This is a genomic window from Rhodococcus sp. 14-2470-1a, from assembly GCF_002259425.1.
In the GTDB taxonomy this organism is placed as follows: domain Bacteria; phylum Actinomycetota; class Actinomycetes; order Mycobacteriales; family Mycobacteriaceae; genus Rhodococcoides; species Rhodococcoides fascians_E.
Window position 1 is genome coordinate 76167 of the sequence record NZ_NPFZ01000031.1, and the last position, 22790, is coordinate 98956.

The 22790-nt window shown below is 65.5% G+C and carries 20 protein-coding genes; 11 read left to right on the top strand and 9 right to left on the bottom strand.

Annotated features, from left to right (window positions below; translation table 11 throughout):
• The first annotated feature begins 68 nt into the window (after nucleotides 1–68).
• The gene (locus CH292_RS20160; RefSeq protein WP_019665946.1) at nucleotides 69–440 is read left to right on the top strand and encodes an Rv2175c family DNA-binding protein; all 372 of its coding nucleotides are present in this window, start codon (nucleotides 69–71) and stop codon (nucleotides 438–440) included.
• Here CH292_RS20160 and CH292_RS20165 read toward each other — a convergent pair.
• From CH292_RS20165 to CH292_RS20180, 4 genes are all read right to left on the bottom strand, one after another.
• On the bottom strand, nucleotides 412–1407 hold the full coding sequence (locus CH292_RS20165; RefSeq protein WP_037109153.1) for a phytoene/squalene synthase family protein: 996 nt from the start codon (nucleotides 1405–1407) through the stop codon (nucleotides 412–414). The genes CH292_RS20160 and CH292_RS20165 overlap by 29 nt on opposite strands.
• The gene (locus CH292_RS20170; RefSeq protein ID WP_033188558.1) at nucleotides 1400–3046 is read right to left on the bottom strand and encodes an alpha-(1->6)-mannopyranosyltransferase A; all 1647 of its coding nucleotides are present in this window, start codon (nucleotides 3044–3046) and stop codon (nucleotides 1400–1402) included. Before CH292_RS20170 ends, CH292_RS20165 begins: the two co-directional genes overlap by 8 nt.
• A 143-nt stretch (nucleotides 3047–3189) precedes the next feature.
• Nucleotides 3190–4755, bottom strand: a complete 1566-nt coding sequence (gene crtI / locus CH292_RS20175; RefSeq protein ID WP_094628957.1) for a phytoene desaturase family protein — start codon at nucleotides 4753–4755, stop codon at nucleotides 3190–3192.
• A 34-nt stretch (nucleotides 4756–4789) separates the two neighbouring features.
• On the bottom strand, nucleotides 4790–5977 hold the full coding sequence (locus tag CH292_RS20180; protein ID WP_037160390.1) for a polyprenyl synthetase family protein: 1188 nt from the start codon (nucleotides 5975–5977) through the stop codon (nucleotides 4790–4792).
• Nucleotides 5978–6097: 120 nt separating this feature from the next.
• Here CH292_RS20180 and metF point away from each other — a divergent pair, with 120 nt between their 5' ends.
• On the top strand, nucleotides 6098–7024 hold the full coding sequence (gene metF, locus CH292_RS20185; protein WP_170947570.1) for a methylenetetrahydrofolate reductase [NAD(P)H]: 927 nt from the start codon (nucleotides 6098–6100) through the stop codon (nucleotides 7022–7024).
• Between the two features lie 39 nt (nucleotides 7025–7063).
• On the opposite strand, the gene CH292_RS20190 is transcribed toward metF, so the two are convergent.
• From CH292_RS20190 to CH292_RS20210, 5 genes are read right to left on the bottom strand one after another with little or no spacing between them, the layout of a single operon-like run.
• Nucleotides 7064–8215, bottom strand: a complete 1152-nt coding sequence (locus CH292_RS20190) for a glycosyltransferase family 2 protein (RefSeq protein WP_094655602.1) — start codon at nucleotides 8213–8215, stop codon at nucleotides 7064–7066.
• Nucleotides 8212–8910, bottom strand: a complete 699-nt coding sequence (locus CH292_RS20195) for a DUF3153 domain-containing protein (RefSeq protein ID WP_019665939.1) — start codon at nucleotides 8908–8910, stop codon at nucleotides 8212–8214. Before CH292_RS20195 ends, CH292_RS20190 begins: the two co-directional genes overlap by 4 nt.
• A gap of 49 nt (nucleotides 8911–8959) precedes the next feature.
• Nucleotides 8960–9775, bottom strand: coding sequence for a carotenoid biosynthesis protein (locus tag CH292_RS20200; RefSeq protein WP_179278025.1), 816 nt, complete (start codon nucleotides 9773–9775; stop codon nucleotides 8960–8962).
• Nucleotides 9772–11385 (bottom strand): NAD(P)/FAD-dependent oxidoreductase, encoded by a 1614-nt coding sequence (locus tag CH292_RS20205; protein ID WP_094655575.1) that lies wholly within the window; start codon nucleotides 11383–11385, stop codon nucleotides 9772–9774. Before CH292_RS20205 ends, CH292_RS20200 begins: the two co-directional genes overlap by 4 nt.
• Before the next feature lie 19 nt (nucleotides 11386–11404).
• Complete coding sequence (locus CH292_RS20210) at nucleotides 11405–12019, bottom strand: N-acetyltransferase (protein WP_094655576.1); 615 nt, start codon at nucleotides 12017–12019, stop codon at nucleotides 11405–11407.
• Nucleotides 12020–12211: 192 nt separating this feature from the next.
• Between CH292_RS20210 and CH292_RS20215 the strand changes: the two genes are divergently transcribed.
• From CH292_RS20215 to mraY, 9 genes are all read left to right on the top strand, one after another.
• A complete protein-coding gene (locus CH292_RS20215) occupies nucleotides 12212–12655 on the top strand; it encodes an SAV_6107 family HEPN domain-containing protein (RefSeq protein ID WP_027498848.1) in 444 nt (147 codons plus the stop codon).
• A 253-nt stretch (nucleotides 12656–12908) separates the two neighbouring features.
• On the top strand, nucleotides 12909–13340 hold the full coding sequence (locus tag CH292_RS20220) for a DUF3040 domain-containing protein (RefSeq protein ID WP_019665933.1): 432 nt from the start codon (nucleotides 12909–12911) through the stop codon (nucleotides 13338–13340).
• Nucleotides 13341–13881: 541 nt separating this feature from the next.
• Nucleotides 13882–14313 carry a division/cell wall cluster transcriptional repressor MraZ gene (gene mraZ, locus CH292_RS20225; RefSeq protein WP_019665932.1) on the top strand — a complete coding sequence of 144 codons (432 nt, stop codon included), beginning with the start codon at nucleotides 13882–13884 and terminating at the stop codon, nucleotides 14311–14313.
• A gap of 344 nt (nucleotides 14314–14657) precedes the next feature.
• Nucleotides 14658–15617, top strand: a complete 960-nt coding sequence (rsmH, locus tag CH292_RS20230) for a 16S rRNA (cytosine(1402)-N(4))-methyltransferase RsmH (protein ID WP_170945324.1) — start codon at nucleotides 14658–14660, stop codon at nucleotides 15615–15617.
• The gene (locus tag CH292_RS20235; RefSeq protein ID WP_373454690.1) at nucleotides 15618–16424 is read left to right on the top strand and encodes a hypothetical protein; all 807 of its coding nucleotides are present in this window, start codon (nucleotides 15618–15620) and stop codon (nucleotides 16422–16424) included.
• A gap of 128 nt (nucleotides 16425–16552) precedes the next feature.
• Nucleotides 16553–18394 carry a penicillin-binding protein 2 gene (locus CH292_RS20240; protein ID WP_037160298.1) on the top strand — a complete coding sequence of 614 codons (1842 nt, stop codon included), beginning with the start codon at nucleotides 16553–16555 and terminating at the stop codon, nucleotides 18392–18394.
• Between the two features lie 175 nt (nucleotides 18395–18569).
• Complete coding sequence (locus CH292_RS20245; protein ID WP_037141913.1) at nucleotides 18570–20186, top strand: UDP-N-acetylmuramoyl-L-alanyl-D-glutamate--2,6-diaminopimelate ligase; 1617 nt, start codon at nucleotides 18570–18572, stop codon at nucleotides 20184–20186.
• Nucleotides 20183–21709 (top strand): UDP-N-acetylmuramoyl-tripeptide--D-alanyl-D-alanine ligase, encoded by a 1527-nt coding sequence (gene murF, locus CH292_RS20250; RefSeq protein WP_094628945.1) that lies wholly within the window; start codon nucleotides 20183–20185, stop codon nucleotides 21707–21709. The genes CH292_RS20245 and murF overlap by 4 nt, the downstream gene beginning before the upstream one ends.
• Nucleotides 21706–22785 (top strand): phospho-N-acetylmuramoyl-pentapeptide-transferase, encoded by a 1080-nt coding sequence (mraY, locus tag CH292_RS20255; protein ID WP_019665926.1) that lies wholly within the window; start codon nucleotides 21706–21708, stop codon nucleotides 22783–22785. The genes murF and mraY overlap by 4 nt, the downstream gene beginning before the upstream one ends.
• Nucleotides 22786–22790: the final 5 nt, after the last annotated feature.

Below are 22790 nucleotides of genomic sequence, written 5' to 3' on the forward strand. Positions count from 1 at the left end.
TCGGCCCGCGTTCGTGCGCGGTACGGGCGTTTTTCGTATACGAGACCGAAGCAGTTAACGTTACTGCAGTGAGCACAATCCCTTACTCAGGCGACGTCCTCGATCCGTCCGAATCGCTGCTACAGCTGACGGACGTGAGCAAAATCCTCGAGGTTCCGAAGTCGAGGGTCGAGCAGATGCTTCGCGACCGCCAGCTCCTGGCAGTCAAGCGTGAACGCGTCCCCGGCGTACCCGAGGTCTTTCTCGACGCCGAACGCCGCGAGATCGTCAAAGGACTTCCCGGACTGCTCGCCGTTCTCCACGACGGCGGATTCGAGGACGAGGAGATTCTGAAGTGGCTGTTCGAGGCCGACGACAGCCTCCCGGGTCGGCCTATCGACGCGATGCACGGTCACCTCATGCGCGAGGTGATCAGGCGCGCGCAGGCGATGGCGTTCTGAGGTTGATCCACCCGGTGGCGAGCAGCCTCGGCGCCGCCACCGACAGCCTCCGTCCGCGCGACACCCGCGCGCGCTCGAACAGCACTCGGTAGCCGTTCTCCTCGACCTCGCGCAGAATTCCGCTGTAGAGGAGCGACGCGGTCCGCATACCTGGGCGCACCCGAGGATCGAGAAAATCGATCCCTGGATCCGCGACCCGGTAGATCGCACGGGTGTGCACGATCAAGTGGGCAAGCGCGCGGTCCACCCGCGGATCGGTTCGTTTCTCCCGACGGCAGTACCGAAGAAGATCCTCGTCCACGCCGAACGCCGCTAGCTCGTCGGTGGGCAGGTAGATCCGGTCTCGGTCGAGGTCCTCGCCCATGTCCCGAATGAAGTTGGTCAGCTGGAAGGCTTCGCCGAGGGCAGCGGCAGGCTCCTCCGCACCGTCGACGGCGGTGCCCAGAATGGGCAGCATCTCGAGGCCGATGACGGCCGCGGACCCGTACATGTATTCACGAAGTTCGGGCATGGTCCGGTAGCGGGCCTTGAAGAACTCGGTGCCCGGGATGTCCATGCGCATCGAATGGAAGAACGCACGGAAGTACTCGTGATCGATGTGGTACCGGTTCACGGTGTCCACGAAGGCGCGAAGGACCATGTCCGACGGACCGGTGCCGAGTTGCTCGCCGTTCAGAGCCGCCGTCACTCGCAGTTCGAGCTCGTCGACGGAGGCGGCCGCACGTTCGTCCGCGGGCGCCAGAGACGTTGCAGCCGTGTCCGTTTCGGTCAGAGACCCGTCGACGTCGACGTCGATGATGTCGTCCACCATGCGCGCGAACCCGTAGAGAGCATGCACGGCAGCGCGCTTCTCGACCGGAAGAAGCCTCGTCGCGAGGAAGTACGTCTTACCGTGGCGGGCATTGAGATCCCGGCACAGGCGGTATGCGTCGTGCAGTGCTGGGTCGATCGCGTCGAGTTCACCCATGGTCGGCCGTACTCGTGCGGTCCGTCGTGTCGAGCTCGGACGTCTTCCTCGGACTTCTCTTCTCGGGGTGTCCGCGTAGGCGGAGCGGATCCACCCGAGTCAACGACACCGCAGCGACCACGGCCGCGAACGTTGCGAGCGCGACATGCGCAACCGTGTACAGCCCGATCGATCCGTCGGGCCGGAACACGAGCATCAACCAGGTGGACAGCCCCACGAGAACCATCAACGTCCTGGTCGACAACGCGAAACCGGCCGCGAGCGCCAGCGGCCACGAGTAGTACCACGGCAGAGCGGCGGGGGAGAGAACGACGATAGCGACGAGCGCGATGACGATGCCCTTCACCGCGTCCCGTTCGGTTCTGCGGAACAACCACCAGGTACCGACGATGATGACCGCCAACGCGAGCGCACACAGCATCCGTGTCACTTCGAGTACAGGGCCGAGACGGAGATCCAGGAACCACGACGTGCTGACGGTGACGAGGTGCGCGAGGATCGTGGGCAGGGATAGCCAGTTGATGATCTTGGCCGAGCCGGACAACGCCGTCAGCCACCCGATTCCGACACCGGCCACGACGGACGCGATCGCGAACACCGCGGCGAACACTCCTGCGCCGGTTCCCGCTGTCTTGGCGAACGACACGATGGGGGAGGACGGTGCACGATTCTCCGCGACGGCTTTCTCCCGTTCGTGAATCATCCAGATCCACACCATGAACGGCAACGCCAGCCCGGCCGTTGCCTTGATCGCGACCGCCACCGCGACCAGCGCGACGCCCGCAACGTGCTTTCGTTCGAGAACCAGGACGATTCCAGCGGTCATCAGACCGACCATCAGGAGCTCGTTGTGAACGCCGCCGATCAGATGGATGAGTACGAGTGGGTTGAGGACGGCGAGCCACAGCGCGATAGCGGGCTTGCCGCCGAGGTGCGACGCCAGACGTGGGACGGCCCACATCATCAACACGAGGCCCGGCAGCATCGTGATCCGCAGCAGCATCGTCCCCGCCACGACGTTGTCGCCGGTGATACTCGTGATGGCCTGACCCAGCAGGAGGAACAGCGGCCCGTACGGTGCCGTCGTCGTGGTCCAGACATTGCTCACGTTGTCCAACAGCATTCCGGGATTGGCCACCGGACCGACGGCGTACGGGTCGAAGCCGTCGCGTAGCAACGCCCCCTGCGCCAAGTACGAGTAAGCATCCCGGCTGAACATCGGGACGGCCAGCAACAACGGCGCCGTCCACGCCGGGACCACCCAACGCAACTCTCGCAGCGAGGTGCGGCCACCGAGCGTCGCGCGGCCCAGCCGGACCCAGGCGACGATCATCAGAAGGACACCGACCCACACGAGGATGCTGGAGAGAATCAGACCGTGGCCGAACCGTAGCCACGACAGGTGCATGGCTTCGAGCAACGGATCGCGGCGCCGGACACTGCCTGCGCCGAAGCCACCGAACGTGATGAGCGCCGCGCCCACGACTCCGAGGACGGCAGCGTGGCCTTCCGGACTACGAAGAAACGAAGCGAGGTGTCGAACCCGGGAATCACCCGCCGCACCCGAGGAGGAAGCAGTGCTCGAAACGGTGCTGTCGCCGGGTTTCTCGGATGGGGCCGAACCCTGAACCGGGGACATCGTTGCTGTCATCCTCCTCTCGGTGTCGCGGACTTGAAGTGCGTGTGGTCCGGACGGTGAACACGAAGCACCGCGCCGATGGCCGCAGTCAGTTTAGTTGGTGATTTCGCACGATCCGAACCATCCCGCGACTCGGGCGGATGTCACGGTGCGCCGACGATTCTCTCGGCGGCCAGTTTGCCGGACACCAGTACTGTCGGCACGCCGACACCCGGCGTGGTCGCCGAACCCGCCAACACGACGTTCGAGAGCCCGGCCACGAGATTCCGGCGTCGGAACGGGCCGGTCTGACGGAAGACATGAGCCGAGGAGAACGGCGAACCTTCCACCATCCCGCGATCGGCCCACGTCTGCGGCGTGTCGATGTGATCGATCGTCATCGACCGTATCCCGTGGTACCCGCGGCGCTCCAGCTCGATCCCCAGCTCCCGGACGTAAGGGTCGCGCAGCCGCGCCCAGTCCAGCGGTGCGCTGTCCAGATTGGGGCACGGGGCGAGCACGGACACCGGCTCACACGCCGTTCCACCCCGATGAACCAGCAACGACCGATCGGACACCGAGGGACGCGTGATCAGTAGCGACGGATCGCTCATGAGGGAGCCACGCCCGGAACGAGCGGTGATACGGCGGAAAGTTGCCGCCCAGTCCGCCCCGAAGTCGATGGTGTGGTGCGACTCGCTCGGCCACGTCGCGGTCACGGACGTGGGCACGGTGCCGTGGAAGACCACCGCCGACGGCGACACCCGGCCGTAGCCACGGCGTCGGCCCGCGGAAGTGACGTCCGCTCGGTCCAACAGCGCGTCGACGACGGGGAGATCCGGCGTCAGGACAAGTGCGTCACACGGAAACTCGGTGCCGTCGGACGTGACCACCGACGTCGCCCGGCCGTCGGTGACCACGATGTCCGCGACCTCGGTGCCGGTGACGACGGAACCGCCGTGCTTGCGGACTGCATCGGCCATTCCCGCCGCGATCGTCGCCATTCCGCCCACGGGGAAGTACACCCCGAGCGAAGTGTCCATGTGAGCGATCGCGCCGTAGACCGCGAGTGCCCGCGCAGGCGCCATCCCCGCGTACAGGGCTTGGAAAGTGAACACTCGACGCAAGCGATCGTCCTTCAGGAAGCGATCCACCTTGGGTCCGAGCTTGCCGAACCCGCCCAGACGGGCAAGGGTGAGGGTGTCGCGCAAGGCCGCCGGAGTCGACACGAGATCGAGAGGCGAGTCGAAGTTGGAGTCGATGTACCGATCGAACTCCGAGTCGAAGATCGCAGCGAGCCAGCGGCGCAGCGATCGATACCCCTCGGCCTCGGCAGCGCCGCACTTCTTCTCCACCTCCGCGGCCATCACTTCCGGGTCCGCGAAGACGTCGATGGACGTGCCGTCGGCGTAGCGCGTGTGATAGCTCGGCGCCAACGATTCGAGTTCGATCGCCGGGGTGACGGACTGGAACGTCTCACCCACGGCGGCGAGGGCGGATTCGATCAGGTCGGGCATCGTGAGCACACTGGCCCCGTTGTCGATGTCGTACAGGTGCGATCCGTCCTCGTCCTGTACGGGATAGATGCCGACCCGGCCGCCGACGGACTGCTCGCGTTCGAGCACCGTCACCGACCGTCCCGCACCGAGGAGACGCAGTGCTGCCGAGAGACCGGCCAATCCGGCTCCTACGACGACCACCGAGTTCGTGGGTCCATTGATGGCGCGCACGTGAGCCTTTCGTCAGGTGTTCGGAGCGTGTACGTCAGTACTTGCGCTGTGTTGCTGCTGTGCCCATGCGCCGCAGTTGTTCGGCCGCACCTGGCTCGCACTCGCTGTTGTCGAGCGCCACGAAGGCTCGTTCGGTGAGATCCGAGATCCTGCGTTCGACATCGTCGACGGCACCCAGCTCGGTCAACGCCGTTCGGACGTCGCCGATACGCTCCTCGGACAGTTCGTGATCGCCGAGCGACTCGCGGATCAACGCGGCGGACGGCCCATCCGCATCGGCCAACGCAACGGCCATCAGCACGGTCCTCTTACCCTCGCGGATGTCGTCGCCCGACGGTTTCCCGGTGATCGCCGGATCGCCGAACACGCCGAGCAGATCGTCGCGGAGTTGGAACGCCAGTCCTATGTCGGTGCCGAAGGAACGGAACGCCGCAATCAGCTCGGGTGACGCATCGGCCAGGGCGGCGCCCAGGTGCAGAGGACGTTCGACGGTGTACGCCGCGGTCTTGTAGCGGTTGACGCGCATCGCTGCCTCGACGGACTCGTCCAACCCGGCCTCGGCTTCGATGTCCAGAAGTTGTCCACCGAGCACTTCGAGTCGCATCGACGACCACACCGGCGACACGCGCGCGGAGGCGTCCGCATCGATTCCGGACTCGCGCAGCATGTCGTCCGCCCAGCACAGGGCGAGATCTCCCAGCAGAATCGCGGCCGATTCACCGAACCTGGCCGACGAGCCTGCCCAGCCGGCGGACCGGTGGCGATCGGCGAGAGCAACGTGCACCGTCGGGAAACCGCGACGCGTCGTGGAGGAGTCGATGATGTCGTCGTGGATCAGTGCGCAGGCCTGAACCAGCTCGAGCGACGAGCAGGCTTTGATCACCGCCGCAGCCGCATCGCCCGACGGCTGCCCGCCTGCGCCGAGCCAGGCACTCCACGCGAACGACGGGCGGACGCGCTTGCCGCCCCGGAGAACGAATTCGGTCAGGTCGCGCACGGCGGAGGCGTACCCACCGCCGACGGCGGCGACCTGTTCACGACGGGATTCGAAGAACTCCGCGAGAGCGGTCTCGACCAACTCGCGAGGTGCGGTGGCACCGGCCGAGTCGACCGGTGCGCCGACGGAGGTGTCGACGGTCGTCAGGTCGACGGTGCTGGGCGTGGTCGTTTTCCCGGACAGAAGATCCTCCAGTCGATCCGAACGTGCAGGCTGCGGTTTCAACAGTAGCGGTCCGCGTCCGATTCGCACGCTCCGCGACCTTCCCTCGCACCACCTCAGGCGAGAATCTATGATGTCTCGGTGACATTTGATTCCGTCAGGGGGCGGTCGAGCGACGGATTCGTGACGAGGACGCCGTCGATAGTGGACCGGCTGCGCAGTGACGGCGCGGCACGGATTCCGTTCTCCGTCGAGTTCTCACCTCCTCGCGACGAGGCCGGTGAAGCTCGTTTGTGGCGCGCGGTGCGGGAATTCGAGCAGCTGCAGCCTGCGTTCGTGTCCATGACCTACGGGGCGGGTGGGTCCACCAGGGATCGGACGGTGCGTGTCACCGGCCAGATAGCCGAGGAAACGACGCTGCTGCCCGTGGCGCACCTGACCGCCGTCTCGCACAGTGTGGACGAGCTGCGATCCATGGTCGGTTCCTATGCGGACCGCGGAATCTCCAACATCCTGGTCCTTCGTGGTGACCCTCCCGGTGATCCGCTCGGCGACTGGGAAAAGCATCCGGACGGTGTCGAATACGCGGACGAGCTGGTCACGCTCGTGCGGGAGCTGGGCGACTTCCACGTCGGTGTCGCGTCGTTCCCCGAAGGCCACTACCGTGCGCTGAATCTGGAACAGGACACCCAGGTTCTGGTGAACAAGCTCCGTGCAGGAGCCGAGTACTCCATCACCCAGATGTTCTTCGACGTCGACGACTACCTCCGTCTGCGAGATCGGGTGGCCGCGTTCGACCCCGAGCAGGGGGCAAAGCCCATCGTCCCGGAGATCATGCCGATCACGTCGCTTCGCACGGTGCGACGGGCCCTGGCGCTGTCCGGGTCTGCGCTGCCGAAAGCGTTGGACGACCGCTTCACCGCCGCAGCCGGGACCGGCCGGGAAGAGGACAGGGCAGCGGTGCGCGAAGTGGGTATCGAACTCGCGACGCAGATCGGTGAGCGGCTGATCGCCGAAGGCGCACCGGCGTTGCACTTCATCACCCTGAACTTCGCGAAGGCGACGCGCGAAGTGCTCACCAACCTCGGATTGTGCGCCGCCAGGGTCTAGGACCCAACGGTTGTCGGTAGCACGTGCCCGGAGAACTCGTCAGAGCGGACGACCCTTCCAGGTGATCGAGCCGGTCCTCGATCTGAGAAACGAGTCGACCGTCAGTGCGCCGTACAGCAGCACGGACACCGGGTGAACCGACGCTGCAGCAACAGCTCCTGGACCGACGACCCCCGACTCGGCTCGGGCGGCCACGACACGTGCTGCCACCGCCGCGCCGTACCCCACGAGCCCCCACCGACGAGTACGGCCCGAGCCGAAAACTGCAGCGACGGGCGGAAGCACGTAGGCGAGCGCAGCCGCGCCGAGAACCGCGGTCGAACCGACCGGACCGCCGAACGCACTCCACAGCCAGCGGCTGTATCCCGCGCGGAGATCGGACCAACCGTCGTACATCCGGCACCGGGCCAGCTCACCACCCAACACCACGGCCGTACGGTGCCCGGCCCTGCGTAGCGCCCGGGCGATGTCCAGATCCTCCGTGGCGCTGCTCGCGACCGACTCGTGCCCCCCGACATCTCGATACGCGGCGGCGTCGAACATCAGGAACTGACCGCACGCGACGACGGTCGACGGCCTGGTCGAGGTGTTGGCGACCCGTACCGGCAGCGTCGACAACCAGGAGAAACTCAGGAGTGGTTGCACGAGATGCTCGGCGACGCTGTCCGCCCGTTGCCGTGGCCACGGACTGACGAGGGCGCTACGCCCGCGTCGGAGCTCCGTCACGGCCGCAGCTATCGCCCCGGCCGACAGGCGCACGTCGGCGTCGACGAACGCTATCCAGTCGGGCTCGCCCGCCAGAGCTCGCGCCGCCAGCGTGCGGCAGGCAGCCGCTTTGCCCGTCCATCCCGGTGGCGGTTCCGTCGTCGAGCGGCGTACGTCGAACCGTGGATCGGAATCAGCCGCGGCGACGGCAGCGCCGAACGTGCCGTCGGTCGACCCGTCGTCGAGAACGAACACCTCGAGGGTGGGGCAGTGAACCTGCTGCCGTAGATCGGTGACGACCGCCGAGACCAGATCGACCTCGTTCCTTGCCGGTATGCAGACGGCGACCGAGCCGGGAACATCGGATGTGGGCCGCCGCAGCGACCTCATCGACAGCGCATTGACGAGCGTCGTCGCCGCACCGACACCAGCGAGAGCCGCACCGGCCGCCGTCGCCCGCCTGACCGCGTCGCGGAAATCGGTCACACGGACGACGGTGTGCGTCGCACGGGAGGATTGCGTGTCACCCACGCCATGGCGCCGACGATCGCTGCGATGCCGACGGTGACGCCCCCGACGATTCCTGCCCATCCTGCGAAACTGCGTGTGTTCGGGTCGGGGTAGTTGACCTCGGCGCGCATCGACGTGACCTCACCCGCCGGCAACTTCCAGGTGATGATGTTGTCGCCCTCACGGGTTCCGTTGGTGGTACCGATTCGAGCCGGGAACGCGATGGTGAACTGCACGTCCGTGCCCTGAGCGGGAACGTTCTGCAGATCGGCCTTGCCGTCCAGAGTGACGGTGTCCCCAGCGCGCTGGAGCACCAGTTGATAGCTGCCCGTTGCCTGTTCGGACATCTGGCCGAGGGTCTGCACGTCTCCGAAGGACAGATCGTTGAATCGAGCTTCGGTGCCCACGTATCCGTCCTGGCGGTACTCCTGGATGCGGATCTTGCTGGCAAGAGTCGACGGTGCGACCAACTGGGGGCCGGTGTCGGCGTCCGACGTGGGAATCGTCGCGGCCACGATCTGACCGGACACCCGATCGTCCGCGGACACACCGATCGACACCTGGGCGCGGAGGCACCCGGTCAGTAGCGGCGCGAGCAACAGGGTGAGCGCGAGCACCTTCGCGATGCGGTTCCGTCTACGAGTACTACGTTCGCGTGATGTCGACTGCACAGCGACATCGTGCCAGAGAACCAGACCGGTCGACGACGCACGGTGACGATCACCGCGCCGTGTCGATCGTCCTTCGCCTCGATCGGGTGGTCCACGTCCACGCGAGGGGAACGCCGACGGTCCCCATGACGACGAACCCGTAGATCGCGGAGAATCGAAATTCGGGACCGGAGAGGAAGACTGCGTGCGCGAAGGCGGAGCCCAGCCACGTCCACATGAACAGGACGATGGGTGCGGAATCTGTGAGACGAGGCGGATCCGTCCGGATCACCGACTTTCCGGCGAACTCCACGATCACGGCCATCGACAGTGCCACGACGAACCAGCCCAGATAATTCGTCACCGGAATCGACGGGCTCCCGGGGAGTCCGGCGATGGGCGAGGTCCATGTCCACTGCCCGTCCGTGACCATCTGGGTGTCGAGGTAGAGGTCCCAACCGACCATTGCGACCGCCGTCATGACGATCCGGTGCAGCGGCGCTCGCTGATCCGGACCGACACGGTGCAGCAGAAGCGAGACCGCGCACCAGATGGGGTAGAAGCCGGCCGTCCAGGCCAACGGCACCACCGCGGGAACACCGAGGATGTCCGGGCCGAGTCGACTCGTGGCGTAGAAGTACGAGCCGAACGGGAACCCGGTTGCGGTGCCGACGATCTCGGCAGCGATACCGAGCCCGGCCGTGGTGACGAACAGTACTGCCGCCCACTTGACGCCCCGGGTGATCGCGGCGTGCGCGAGAGCGGACGCCGCGAGGAGCGCGACGACGGCGACAGTCACGACATCGCGGTTCGAGCCGCTCACGAGCGGATAGACGATCTGCGCCGTCACTGCACTTCCGGCGAGGATCCACACGAATCTGTTCATCGCCGCTTCCGTCCCAGCCACGCTCGGACACGGCCGCCGCCGTGGTCGGACAACGCGATCTTCGCCGCCGTCCGTCCGCTGGCCGCGGACACGCCGCCGCCGGGATGGGTGGATGCGCCCGTCAGGTACAACCCCTGCGCACCGGGCACACGATGGCCCGCGAGTTCGGGGACGGGACGCCAGATCATCATCTGGTCCAAGGACATCTCCACGTGCATGATGTTCCCGCCGATCATTCCCAGTTCGCGCTCGATGTCGGTGGGGGACTGGACGTAACGGTGCAGGATCGTGTCGCGGAAGCCGGGCGCGTACGACTCGAGCGAGTCCACGATGCGGTCGGCTTCGGTCTCCGCAAGATCCGTCGCCACGCGCTCGGTGTCCGACGCACGCCATCGCCGTCCGTCGGACAGGGTGTGCGGATGCCACTGCGACCAGAGGGACACCTGGTGTTCACCCTCCGGTGCCACGCTCGGTTCGACTGCAGTGAACGACATCCCGAGGACGGCAGGCTCGGGCGGCAGATCTCCTGCCAAGGCGTGACCGTGCGCACGGCGCAGTTGCCGACGATCGTGCACGAGCAACTGCAGACCGGAGGTACCGTCCTGCACCGATGGTGCACTGGAATACTGCGGCACGGCGGAGGTCGCGAGTCGGACCGCCATTCCCAGGCCGGGCCCGACGCGGATTCCTCGGCGCCACGCCTCTGTTCGTCGACGATCGAATCCTCCGGCGTCGAGCAGGTCCAGAGTCGTCAGAACATGGCAGCCGGCGACGACCGTGCGACTGCGAATCGACCGACCCGATTCCGTGTGCGTCGTCCACCCGTCGCCGGACCGCGCCACTGATACGGCGCCGTCACCGACGGTGAGCCGACTCCCCGTGGCGACGAGCTTCGAGATCATTGCCTCGGTCAACGCGCCGCTTCCGCCGACGGCGCGACCGGGTGGAAGTGTGTGCATCAGCGCGGCGAAGCCAACCATGGGGGCGGTGCCCGGTTCCGACATCGGCGGGCCGGACTGCGCACCGAACCATGCGAGGGCAGCTTTCAGCCTCTCCGACGAGAACGTGGCGTCGAGCAGCGCGTCGCCGGTCGTGAGGAACTCGCGGGAGAGAGCACTCCCGCCGTCCGGCGCATCGAGTCCCCAGAAGGAGCGCACCAGATTGGCTCCCGTCGGCGCCGCCGAGAACGCTTTCATTGTGCGTGCGCTGCGCGGCCCCCAGGACGCGACGAACGTCCGATACGCTTTCGCATCCGCAGCACTGCACGACCGCGCGATGGAGTCACAGGTGGCGTCGAGGTCGCGACGAAACACAATGGCCTCGTCGTCGGTACCGGGTGCGCCGGGAGCGATCGCCCACGGATCGCAATCGACGTAGGCGAGACCATGGTCGGCCAGACCGAGTTCCTCGACGATGCCGGTATGCCGAACCATGATGTGAGCAGACGAGCCACGGTCGACTCGGTGTCCGGGAAAGCGCTCGGCGGACGACACACCACCACCTGCGATCGTGTCCTTCTCCACGACTTCGACGGACAGGCCGGCGTCGGCCAGGTAACACGCGGAAGTCAAGGCATTGTGGCCTGAGCCCACTACGAGAACATCGATCACGGCACCAGCGTATAGATCGTCACCGATTGGGCGGTTCGTCCATTTCGAACGGCAGTGCGTGACCGAGAACTGCGAACGGTCGACGGTCGCCCGCGAAGGTGAAATCGCGGAGTACGTCTCCGAAGCCGAGGCTTCGGTACAGGCGCCATGCGCGGTTGTTCTCGTTCTCCACTTCCGGAGTGGACAGCAGCACGGTGCGCTCGGGGCGGTCGCGAAGGAGTCTGCGTGTCAGGGCACGGCCCAGTCCGTGACCCTGCGCACGCGGGGACACGTGCAGCTCGGTCAGTTCGAAGTAGTCCGAGAGGACCGAGTCGACGTACTCGTCATCGGCGCCGGATCTGCGCAGACCGTCCCTGACCTGCTGGTGCCACCACTGATGCCGAGCACCCCTGTACCCGTACGCGACGGCGACGAGAGGGGAGTCGGGCGTGGGCAGGACTGCACCGACAGCGCACCATCCGGGTCGGAGGACGTGCTCGGACCACATCGGGGCGCGGTGATACTCCGTGCCTTGCGGGTAACCCATTGCCTCGACGTAGATCGCCAGCGCTTCGGGAAGGCGACGACGGAGTTCTCGGGCGGACAGATCGACCAGGTACGGGGTCGGTTCCGCGTCGGTAGCGACTGTTCTCAACCTTTCCTTGACGACTTGTCGGTGGGCACAGCTATATTGAATATGTCGAACGGATGTTCGATGTCGGTGATCCGGCGATGACCCCGAGGGAAGCGGGGCTCGCTGGATCCCTGACCTTAGATCGTCGTCGACGTCCGGTCGTTTCGGAAATTGCGGTCACGAACGGCGAACGAAATCGGGAGGTGTTCGAGTATGGCTACGAAGGTTCTCCGTGGTGATGTGCGTCCGCCGGTGTCGCCGCGTGCTCGTGTACTACTGGGCCGGGCAGATGCCTTGCTGTCGGGTTCCCTCGGCGCCGAGTCGGTCGCCGACCAATTTCTGGACTGCTACATGGCAGCCCTCCGTGGAGCGGCTGCCATCCTGGAAGTCGCGCCCGCGACGCGAGCAAGATCACGCAGCGCATGGGTGCTGCTGGCAAAAGCCGAGCCGGAGCTCGAAGCCTGGGCGGAGTACTTCGCGAGCTACTCATCGTTGCGGGCCGCTCTCCAGGCCGGTGTGTCTCGCTCCATCGACCAGGACGCCGCGGACACGTTCTATCGCGAAGTCGGCCGTTTCCTGCATGTGGTGGAGGATTTCATCGGTGCGGATTCACGTCTCGATCGTGCACTCCTCCCGCCCCGATCGATGTCGGCGTGAAGGCTGATTCTGTTGCGGTCGTGGTGTCGTTCGCCGGAGTTCGGTGCGCCGGAGGAGTCGAGTTGCCGAGTCCGCATGCGACTTGTCGGGGGTCTGCGCAGGGAAACTTCGGACATTCTCAGGAACACATGGACCGAGTAGGTGGTAAGCAGTCGATTCACCTCGTATTATCAATAGCAGGTAGCCGCCAGAGTCAGCTTCCCGTCGTTTCGCACCCGAAATGACTTCTAATATCTGTGCAGGGGGAGGTACCGTGCCACTCTCCGAGCACGAGCAGCGCATGCTCGATCAGATCGAGAGCGCTCTCTACGCCGAGGATCCCAAGTTCGCTTCTCACGTGAGAAGCGGCCGTATGCGTACGGCTTCGAGCAAACGTCGCTTCCAAGCGGCCGCTTTGTTCGTCTTGGGGCTTGTTTTGCTCATCGCCGGGCTGGCGCTGCCGTTCAAGCCCGGTGGTTTCCCGGTGATCAGTCTCGTCGGCTTCGTCTTCATGTTCGGCGCCGGTGTGCTGTTCCTACTCGGTGGGTCTCGTAAGGGCGCTGCTGCGTCACAGGAGGAGTCCGAAGCGACTGGCTCGGGCGGACCCAAGAGTTCGGGGCCGAAACCCAAGTCCGGCCGCAAGAGCGGCGGCGGTTTCACTTCCCGTATGGAAGATCGTTTCCGGAAGCGATTCGAACAGGACTAGTTCTCTCCGTCTCCATGTCGCAGGCGCTGCGCCACTGAGCCGGATGCAGTGAAGCCGGACGCAGTGGAGTCGGATGCAGTGAAGCCGGAAAAGCCATAGATTCAGAGGCAACGGAACACCACAGAAGCGGTGCTCACCCGAATGGGTGGGCACCGCTTTCGTATGTCCCGGTTGTGTATGGCCCGCACCCCGCATGGGGGTGCGATCCGGCCCTGTCGAGGACGAACCAGAACCTCGTCACCCACTTCCCCCCACCGCGTGGGGGAGCGAACTGCGCAATCCCCACTTTCAACCACCACCATCGTCGATGACCGATCCATTGTCGGGTGCGACCTTCTGACCTGGACTTTTGTTCGATCGTCTCGTTCGGGGCTCTGTGTAGGTCGACAATCGTCGATCGGTGCCGATACGCTTCCCCACAATCAACCACCAAGTTGACCTGCGGTAATTGGGGTACATCCCAAAAATATTCCTCCCGATGGATTGAAAGTGGAGGAAAGTGGGGTAATGTGGTGGCAGCAGCGAGAGCGGGAGGTGTCGAGTGTTCCTCGGTACCTACACGCCCAAGCTCGACGAGAAGGGCCGGCTCACGTTGCCGGCGAAGTTCCGGGATGCGCTGAAGGAGGGTGTGATGGTGAGCAAAGGTCAAGACCACAGCCTTGCGATCTACACCCAGGAGGCGTTCGCGGAAAAGGTAAGAAAGCTCACCGAAGCATCTCGTTCCAATCCGGTTGCCCGCTCGTACATCAGGCAGCTCGGTGCGGGCACGGACGAGCAGAAGCTCGATGGTCAGGGCCGCATCATGCTCAGCTCGGACCACAGGCGTTACGCGAGTCTGGAACGCAATGTCGTCGTGAACGGATCCATCGAGTTCATCGAGATCTGGAACGAAGAAGCCTGGGCTCGCTACTCGTCCGAGGGTGAGCAGAGTTTCTCGGATGCAGTGGATGCGTCCCTGGAAGGAATCTTGTAACCGCAGGAATCTTGTAACCGCAGGAATCTTGTAACCGCAGGAATCTTGTAACCGCCCGGATCAACCGCCGAGTGCCGCGAGGCCTCTGCCCGATCAGAACCCTGACGTTCTTCCCCAACGCCAGGTTTCGAAGATCAGGACCCTGACGTACTTCCCCGACGTCAGGTTCCTATCGGACAGGGACCTCGAGGCATTCGTCCACACCATCGATCGATGCGCGATCTCGACCCACCACCGCGCAGACGCACGAACCGGGAGGAATCATCGTGGAAGGCGAATCGTCAGCCGCCACTGACAGCGCTCCCGAGGGCGACGAATCCGTCGACCGACCTCAGCCGAAACACATCCCCGTTCGCCTCGAACGCGCGGACGAACTTCTGGGACCCGCCCTCACCGCAGCTCACGCGTCAGGTCTCACACCTGTGATGATCGATGCGACGCTCGGCCTCGGCGGACATTCCGAACACTTCCTGCGTACTTATCCGACGCTGCATCTGATCGGCCTCGACCGAGACCCGGACGCGCTCGCGCGTGCCGGCCGGCGGCTGGAGGAGTTCTCGGATCGAACATCGTTCGTGCACACCACATACGACGGAATTGCCGACGCCCTCGAGCAGTCCGGCTTCGCGCCGCAGGACTCGGTCCACGCCATTCTGTTCGACCTCGGAGTGTCGTCGATGCAGCTCGACGAAGCGGACCGCGGATTCGCCTACTCGGTGGACGCCCCACTCGACATGCGGATGGATCCGACGGTCGGGCTGACTGCGGCGGACGTTTTGAACACCTACTCGCACGGTGACATCGCCCGCGTGCTCAGCACGTACGGTGAAGAACGATTTGCCGGACGCATCGCGTCGGCTGTCGTCAAACGTCGCGAAACCACCCCGTTCACCACGAGCGCGGCCCTCGTCGAACTGCTCTACTCGGCAATTCCGGCCGCGACGCGGCGAACGGGAGGTCATCCCGCCAAGCGCACCTTCCAGGCGCTACGGGTCGAGGTGAACGGCGAGTTGGATTCGCTCGAGACTGCCGTACCCGCCGGACTCGATGCATTGGCCGTCGGAGGACGTGTCGTGTTCATGTCCTACCAGTCGCTCGAGGATCGCGTGGTGAAGAAAGAGCTCACGCCCCGCGTGAAATCACGAAGCCCCGAGGGGCTTCCCGTCGAGCTACCCGGGATGGGACCCGAGTTTCGTCTCCTGACCAAGGGAGCGGAACGCGCGTCGGAAGAAGAAATCGAGGAGAACCCGCGCTCGGCCCCGGTGCGCCTGCGCGCGGCCGAGCGAATTGCGAGGAGATCGTAGATGACCATTACCTCGACTTCGTCACCGACCACACGGCGCCAGCGCCGCGGCGCCGGCTCGGGTCGCTCCGGCGCGGCATCGCGGGCGTACGAGCGTCGTCAACAACGCGCGTCCTCGCGCGGGGTGGAGCTTGCATCGAGCGGACATGCGGCAGCGAGGACGATGTCCGCGTCCATCGGTGCGCGAGTTCCGTTCGTCGCGTTGGTGATCGGACTCCTGTCCCTCGGTCTCGGTTTGACGCTGCTGTTGACGACGAGATCTGCCGGTGACTCCTATGTACTGAGCGATGCGAAGGCTCACAACGAGCGTCTCGTTCAGGAACGTGCGTCGCTGCAGCGTGATGTCGAATTGGCGGATTCCGCACCGGAACTCGCGCGCAAAGCCGCGGAGTTGGGGATGGTCCCTGCCGCGGGCGCTGCGCGCATCGTGGTGGCGGAAGACGGTTCGGTTCAAGTCGTCGGCACTCCCGCTCCCGCACAGGGCAACCCGGTTGCACCACTCGATCCACCCACCTCGCAGGGCACGTCGCAATCGGCCGATTCCGAGGCCCGTAACCCGTTGCAGGTGCGCAATCAGCCGCAGACGACCGCGCCGCGATCGGCATCGGACTCGACTGCTCCACGCTCGGCCTCCGACCCGTCGGGCACGCGGGCGGCATCCGACGACGCAGGTACACCGTCCGGCGTCGCACCATCAGCCACATCCGCCACGCCGAACACGGCGAATGGCGCGGGAACCGAAGCCATGGGTGAACAATTGGTTCCTATGAGCATCCCGTCGGCGAGTCCTTCGGGTAGTCGGCAGTGACCAGGCCGACATCCGGGAACACTCGTCGTACACCAGCGCCGCACGAGCGGAGCCGGCGGAATGATTCCAGGCGGAACGCATCCGGCGGCACTGCGTCCGACCGAAGGCCCGCCCCGGCGCGAGGCGGGGTGCCTCCACGTCGCCCGCATCCCAGAGCGGGCAGTCGCTTCGACGCCTCGTCGTTCACCTTCCGCAACGGCTTCGGCCGCATCGTCATGTTCGGCATTCTCGGTGTCGTCGTACTGCAGTTGGTCTGGATCATGGGGGTCAACGGAACTCGCCTGTCCGTCGAAGCCGCGTCGCAGCGCACCACCACCCTGGTGGACGCAGCAGCACGAGGCTCCATCACGGACAGGAACGGCAAGCCCATCGCATTCACGATGGAGGCCAAGGCCCTGACGTTCCAACCCGTGCGCGTCCGGCAGGAGTTGGACGAGGCACGCGCCAAGGATCCCTCTGCGCCCCAAACCGACGACAGGCTGGCCGAGATCGCCGCAGGCATCCACGACGAACTGGGTGACATCGCGAACGAGAAGGACATTCTCGCCAAGCTGAAGAGCAACGACACGTTCGCCTACCTAGTCCGCGGAGTCGACTCGACCGTGGCGACACGGATCAGCGAAGAATTCGAAGAAGTCGGCCTCGAGCGGCAGGACATTCGCGAGTACCCGGGTGGATCACTCGCCGCCAACATGGTGGGCGCGACAGGATGGGACGGCCACGGCCTTCTGGGACTGGAGGATTCGCTCGACGCGACGCTGGCCGGAACCGACGGATCGCAGACCTACGACCGCGGGTCGGACGGCGCCGTCATACCCGGCAGCTGGCGCGACAAGCAGACCGCGGTGAACGGCTCGGGAGTGGAGCTGACCATCGACGCGGATCTGCAGTACTACGTCCAACAACAGGTGCAGCTCGCAAAAGACCTGTCCGGTGCGAAGAATGCGTCCGCAGTCGTGCAGGACGCACACACCGGCGAGGTTCTGGCGATGTCCAACGACAACACGTTCAACCCGGGTATCGGCGTCGGCAACAACGACCGCAACAAGGAGATGGGCAACCTCGCCGTCTCCACTCCGTTCGAGCCCGGTTCGGTCAACAAGATCATCACTGCCGCCGCCGCAATCGAATACGGCCTCACGACGCCCGACGAGGTGTTGCAAGTTCCCGGCAACATCTTCATGTCCGGTGTGTCGGTGAAGGACGCGTGGGATCACGGCGTGGTTCCCTACACGTCGACCGGTGTATTCGGAAAGTCCTCGAATGTCGGCACACTCATGCTCGCTCAGCGCGTCGGCGAAGATCGCTTCGCAGACATGCTCTCCAGGTTCGGGCTAGGTCAACGCACCGATGTCGGGCTTCCAGGAGAGAGTGCAGGCAGCGTGCCGAGTCGAGATCAGTGGTCCGGCGGCACGTTCGCCAACCTCCCCATCGGTCAGGGTCTGTCCATGTCGTTGCTGCAGATGACGGCTATGTACCAGGCGATCGCCAACGACGGGATGCGGATTCCACCCCGGATCGTCAAGTCGACGGTCGACCCGGACGGAAATCGTACGGACACCGACAGGCCCGAAGGCGTCTATGTGGTGAGCCCACAGACCGCGACGACCGTTCGCGACATGTTCCGTTCCGTCACGCAGGACGACACCGGGAACCAACGAGGAACCGGTGTCGCAGCGGGGATCCCCGGGTACCAGATCAGCGGGAAGACCGGCACTGCGCAGCAGGTCGATCCGGAATGCGGCTGCTACTCCAACTCGAACTACTGGATCACGTTCGCCGGCATCGCCCCGGCCGACGACCCCCGGTACGTCATCGGCATCATGCTGGACGCCCCGACCAGGAGTGCAGACGGATCAGGCGGACAGTCTGCAGCGCCGCTGTTCCACAACATCGCCAGTTGGATGCTCCAGCGCGACAGCGTTCCACTGTCTGCTTCCGGACCGAAATTGGTGCTGCAAGCCGACTGACAGTGACGCGCACCTCGCGTGTGGTTCGGCTGAAAGGGTCGGGGGTCAGCGTGGCCGAGCCGCGCCGGTAACCTGACTCGTCGGCCCGAAACCGAAAGTCCGTCCTGCAGCGCTCGGCGCAGCACCACGGCCTGCGGGTGGGCCTGAAGTAGTACGTCGAGCAGAAAGGAGCGCAGTGTCCGTGCCAGCAGAGTCGACCGATGCTCCGTCGTCGCTCAGACCGTCGAACCCACCGCGTACCGCGGTCGAGGACATCGCAGCTGCGGCGGAAGCCAGGCTGGTTCACGCGGCCACAGCAGACGGCTCCGAGCTGCCGTCGCCGTTCGTCACGGGAGTCGATCTTCGAGCGCAGGGAGTCGTCGCAGGCGATCTCTTCGCGGCACTGCCCGGATCCGCCGCGCACGGCGCCTCCTTCGTCGCGACAGCGATCGACAGGGGAGCAGCCGCGATCCTCACCGACTCCGAAGGTCTGGCGCTCGTCTCGGCGCAGTATCCACAGCTACCGGTGCCCGTCCTCGTGCGTGACCGGCCGAGGGAGGTGCTGGGACACGTGTCGGCGCTCGTCTACGGCAATCCGTCGGAGAAGATGACCGTCATCGGCATCACCGGGACGTCCGGTAAGACGACCACGTCGTATCTGTTGGAAGCGGCACTGTCGGCCGCAGGCCGGCGAACCGGCCTGATCGGCACCATCGAGACCAAGATCGCCGGCACCCGAGTGCCGAGTGCCCTCACCACACCGGAGGCGCCGCATCTGCACGCGCTGTTCGCGGCGATGGTCGAGCAAGGCCTCGACACCGTGGTCATGGAAGTGTCCAGCCACGCACTGTCTCTCGGGCGGGTCGACGGCACGGTCTTCTCGGTCGGGGCGTTCACCAACCTCTCGCAGGATCACCTCGACTTCCACGACACGCTGGAGGAGTACTTCCTCGCCAAGAGCAGACTGTTCGCCGCCGAGTCGCGCGTCCACACGCGGTCGGCTGCCGTGTGCGTCGACGACGCCTGGGGCCAGCGCATGGCCGACATCGCGCGATCGGCGGGCTCGACCCTGCTCACCGTGTCCGTCCTCGGCGACGCCGACTGGACTGTCGACGGGTGGTCGAAGGAACCGACGGGAACTCAACGATTCACCCTCGTCGACACTGCCGGCGACCGACACGCTGCATCGATCCGACTACCGGGCAGATACAACGTCGCCAACGCCGCACTGGCGGCCGCGGTCTGTGCGGCTGCCGGCGTCGACGTGCGTCGGGCTGTCGCCGGAATGGCCGACGTCGACGTCCCGGGCAGAGTGCAGCGCATCTCCCGCGGCCAGAAGTTCCTCGCCGTCGTCGACTACGCACACAAGCCTGCTGCCGTCGAAGCCGTGATCGAGACACTGCGCGAACAGACTCAGGGCAGAATCGCGGTTGTCCTCGGTGCAGGCGGCGACCGTGACACCGCCAAACGTCCGTTGATGGGTGCCGCGGGTGCCCGAGGCGCCGATCTTCTCGTCATCACCGACGACAATCCGCGATCCGAAGATCCTGCACTCATTCGTGATGCGGTGATGGCGGGTGCCCTCTCGGTCGACGAGTCGGCCCGGGGTGAGGTCAGGAACATTGCCGGCCGCGGCGCTGCGATCGCCGACGCGGTGAACTGGGCGCGTGAAGGCGACGTCGTGCTGATCGCGGGTAAGGGCCACGAAACAGGTCAGGAGATCGATGGGGTGAAGTATCCGTTCGACGACCGCGTCGTGCTCGCCGATGCCCTCGATCGCGCGACCGATGAACACGCAGGAGCCAGTTCGTGAAAGACCTGACCATCGCACAGATCGCCGACATCGTCGGGGGTGACATGCACGACGTGGAAGACCCGTCCGTGCTGGTCACCGGTTCGGTCGAGTTCGATTCACGCAAGATCGGCCCAGGCGGGCTGTTCCTGGCGCTCCCCGGTGCGCGCGTCGACGGCCACGACCATGCGGCTGCAGCAGTCGCGGCAGGCGCTGCCGTGGTGCTGGCGGCGCGGCCGGTCGGCGTCCCGGCCGTCGTCGTCGCACCGAAGCCGCACGATGGCAAGGCGATGGCACTGGAACACGACTCCGACGGGTCCGGTGCCGCGGTTCTGGCGGCGCTCAGCGCGCTCGCCCGCGCCTCGGCGGTGGAACTGACCGCTGATACCGGGCTGACGATCGTCGGAGTGACGGGTTCGTCCGGAAAGACCTCGACGAAGGACTTACTGGCCGCGGTGCTGCGACCACTCGGATCCGTCGTCGCGCCGCCGGGCTCGTTCAACAACGAACTGGGCCATCCCTGGACAGTCCTGCGCGCCGACGAGTCCTCGGACTTCCTCGTGCTCGAACTGTCCGCGCGGGGTGTCGGACATATTGCCGCCCTTGCCCACGCTGCCCCTCCTCGCATCGGCGTCGTACTCAACGTAGGCACAGCCCACCTCGGTGAATTCGGTTCCCGAGACATCATCGCCGTCGCCAAAGGTGAACTGGTCGAAGCGCTTCCGAGTGCCGCGGACGGCGGCGTGGCCATCCTCAACGCCGACGACCGACTCGTGTCGGCCATGCGCACGCGCACGTCGGCTCGGGTGGTGACCGTCGGGATGTCTCCGGACGCGGACATCAGGGCCGAGAACGTCACACTCGACGCCGAAGCGCGAGCCCGTTTCACCATGGTCACCCCGGCCGGAACCGTCGACGTGGTATTGGCCGTCCACGGTGAGCACCAGGTCGGCAACGCCCTCGCAGCCGCCGCCGTCGCTCTCGAATGCGGCGGCACCCTCACCGGGATCGCCGATGCACTCGCCGGTTCCACCGCGGCTTCCGTCCGGCGCATGGACGTTCGGACGAGACCGGACGGCGTCACCGTCGTCAACGACTCCTACAACGCCAACCCCGACTCCATGCGCGCAGCGCTCAAGGCTCTCGTCACGATGTCGAGGTCGGGAACCGGGCCACCGCGTCGAACATGGGCGGTTCTGGGGGAGATGGGCGAGCTGGGGCCGGATTCCGTCGTCGAACACGACGCGATCGGACGCCTTGCGGTACGGCTCGACGTGTCCAGGTTGATCATCGTCGAGTCGGGCCGCCCGACCAGAGCCATGCACCAGGGCGCAGTCATGGAAGGCTCCTGGGGCGACGAATCGATGTTGGTTCCCGATCGGGAATCTGCCGTCGCGGTGTTGAGGGAAGAACTTCGACCGGATGACATCGTGCTGGTGAAGGCATCGCAGTCCGTCGCACTGTGGACCGTCGCCGACACACTGCTGCAGGACGGCGAGGACGCCGGGGAGAACACGACAACCAACGGGGAGGCACCGCAGTGAGACAGATCCTCTTCGCCGGAGGCATCGCGCTCGCTGTGGCGATTCTGCTGACACCGGTGCTGATCAAGGCGTTCTCCAAACAAGGCTTCGGCCAGGAGATCCGCGTCGAAGGCCCGGCAAGTCATCAATCCAAACGTGGCACGCCGACGATGGGCGGAGTCGCGATCCTCGCCGGTCTCTGGGCTGGTTACTGGGGCTCGCACCTGATCGGAATCGGCTACGACGCCGACGGGCCGTCGGCGTCCGCGTTGCTGGTTCTCGGGTTGACCACGGTCCTGGGTCTCGTCGGTTTCCTCGACGACTTCATCAAGATTCGCAAGCAGCGCAATCTGGGTCTGAACAAGACAGCGAAACTGGTCGGCCAGCTGTTCGCCGCAGTTCTGTTCGGCATCCTCGCACTGCAGTTCAAGGGTGAGAACGGGCTCACTCCAGCTAGCATGCAGCTCTCCTACGTGCGCGATATCGCGACGGTCAGCCTGGGCCCACTCGTGTTCATCGTGTGGTGCTACTTCCTCGTCACGGCATGGTCCAATGCCGTGAACCTCACGGACGGACTCGACGGTCTTGCGGCCGGTTCGATGACGCTCGTCCTCGGCGCCTACACCGTCATCACCTTCTGGCAGTACCGCCAGTCCTGCTCCACCAATCCAGGCCCCGGATGCTACGACGTGCGTGACCCTCTGGACCTGGCGCTCATCTGCGCGGCCGCTGCCGGTGCCTGCATCGGTTTCCTGTGGTGGAACGCAGCTCCAGCAAAGATCTTCATGGGCGACACCGGGTCGTTGGCCCTCGGTGGACTCATCGCCGGCTTGTCCATCGTGACGCGTACCGAACTGATCATGGTCGTCATCGCGGCACTGTTCGTCGCCGAGGCAGCCTCCGTCGTGATCCAGGTCGCGGTGTTCCGATCGAGTCGACGGCGTGTGTTCCGTATGGCGCCGTTCCATCACCACTTCGAGCTCGCAGGCTGGGCAGAAACCACGGTGATCATCAGGTTCTGGCTACTGGCGGCCATCGCGTCGGCCGTCGGCCTTGCCTTGTTCTACAGCGAGTACCTCGCCGCTGTCGGTGGATAGAGCTC

Excerpts from the sequence above, each read along its gene's own strand:
- CH292_RS20165 (WP_037109153.1), bottom strand. The coding sequence starts at position 1,407 with ATGGGTGAACTCGACGCGATCGACCCAGCACTGCACGACGCATACCGC.
- CH292_RS20170 (WP_033188558.1), bottom strand. The coding sequence starts at position 3,046 with ATGTCCCCGGTTCAGGGTTCGGCCCCATCCGAGAAACCCGGCGACAGC.
- CH292_RS20200 (WP_179278025.1), bottom strand. The coding sequence starts at position 9,775 with ATGAACAGATTCGTGTGGATCCTCGCCGGAAGTGCAGTGACGGCGCAG.
- CH292_RS20215 (WP_027498848.1), top strand. The coding sequence starts at position 12,212 with ATGGCTACGAAGGTTCTCCGTGGTGATGTGCGTCCGCCGGTGTCGCCG.
- CH292_RS20235 (WP_373454690.1), top strand. The coding sequence starts at position 15,618 with ATGACCATTACCTCGACTTCGTCACCGACCACACGGCGCCAGCGCCGC.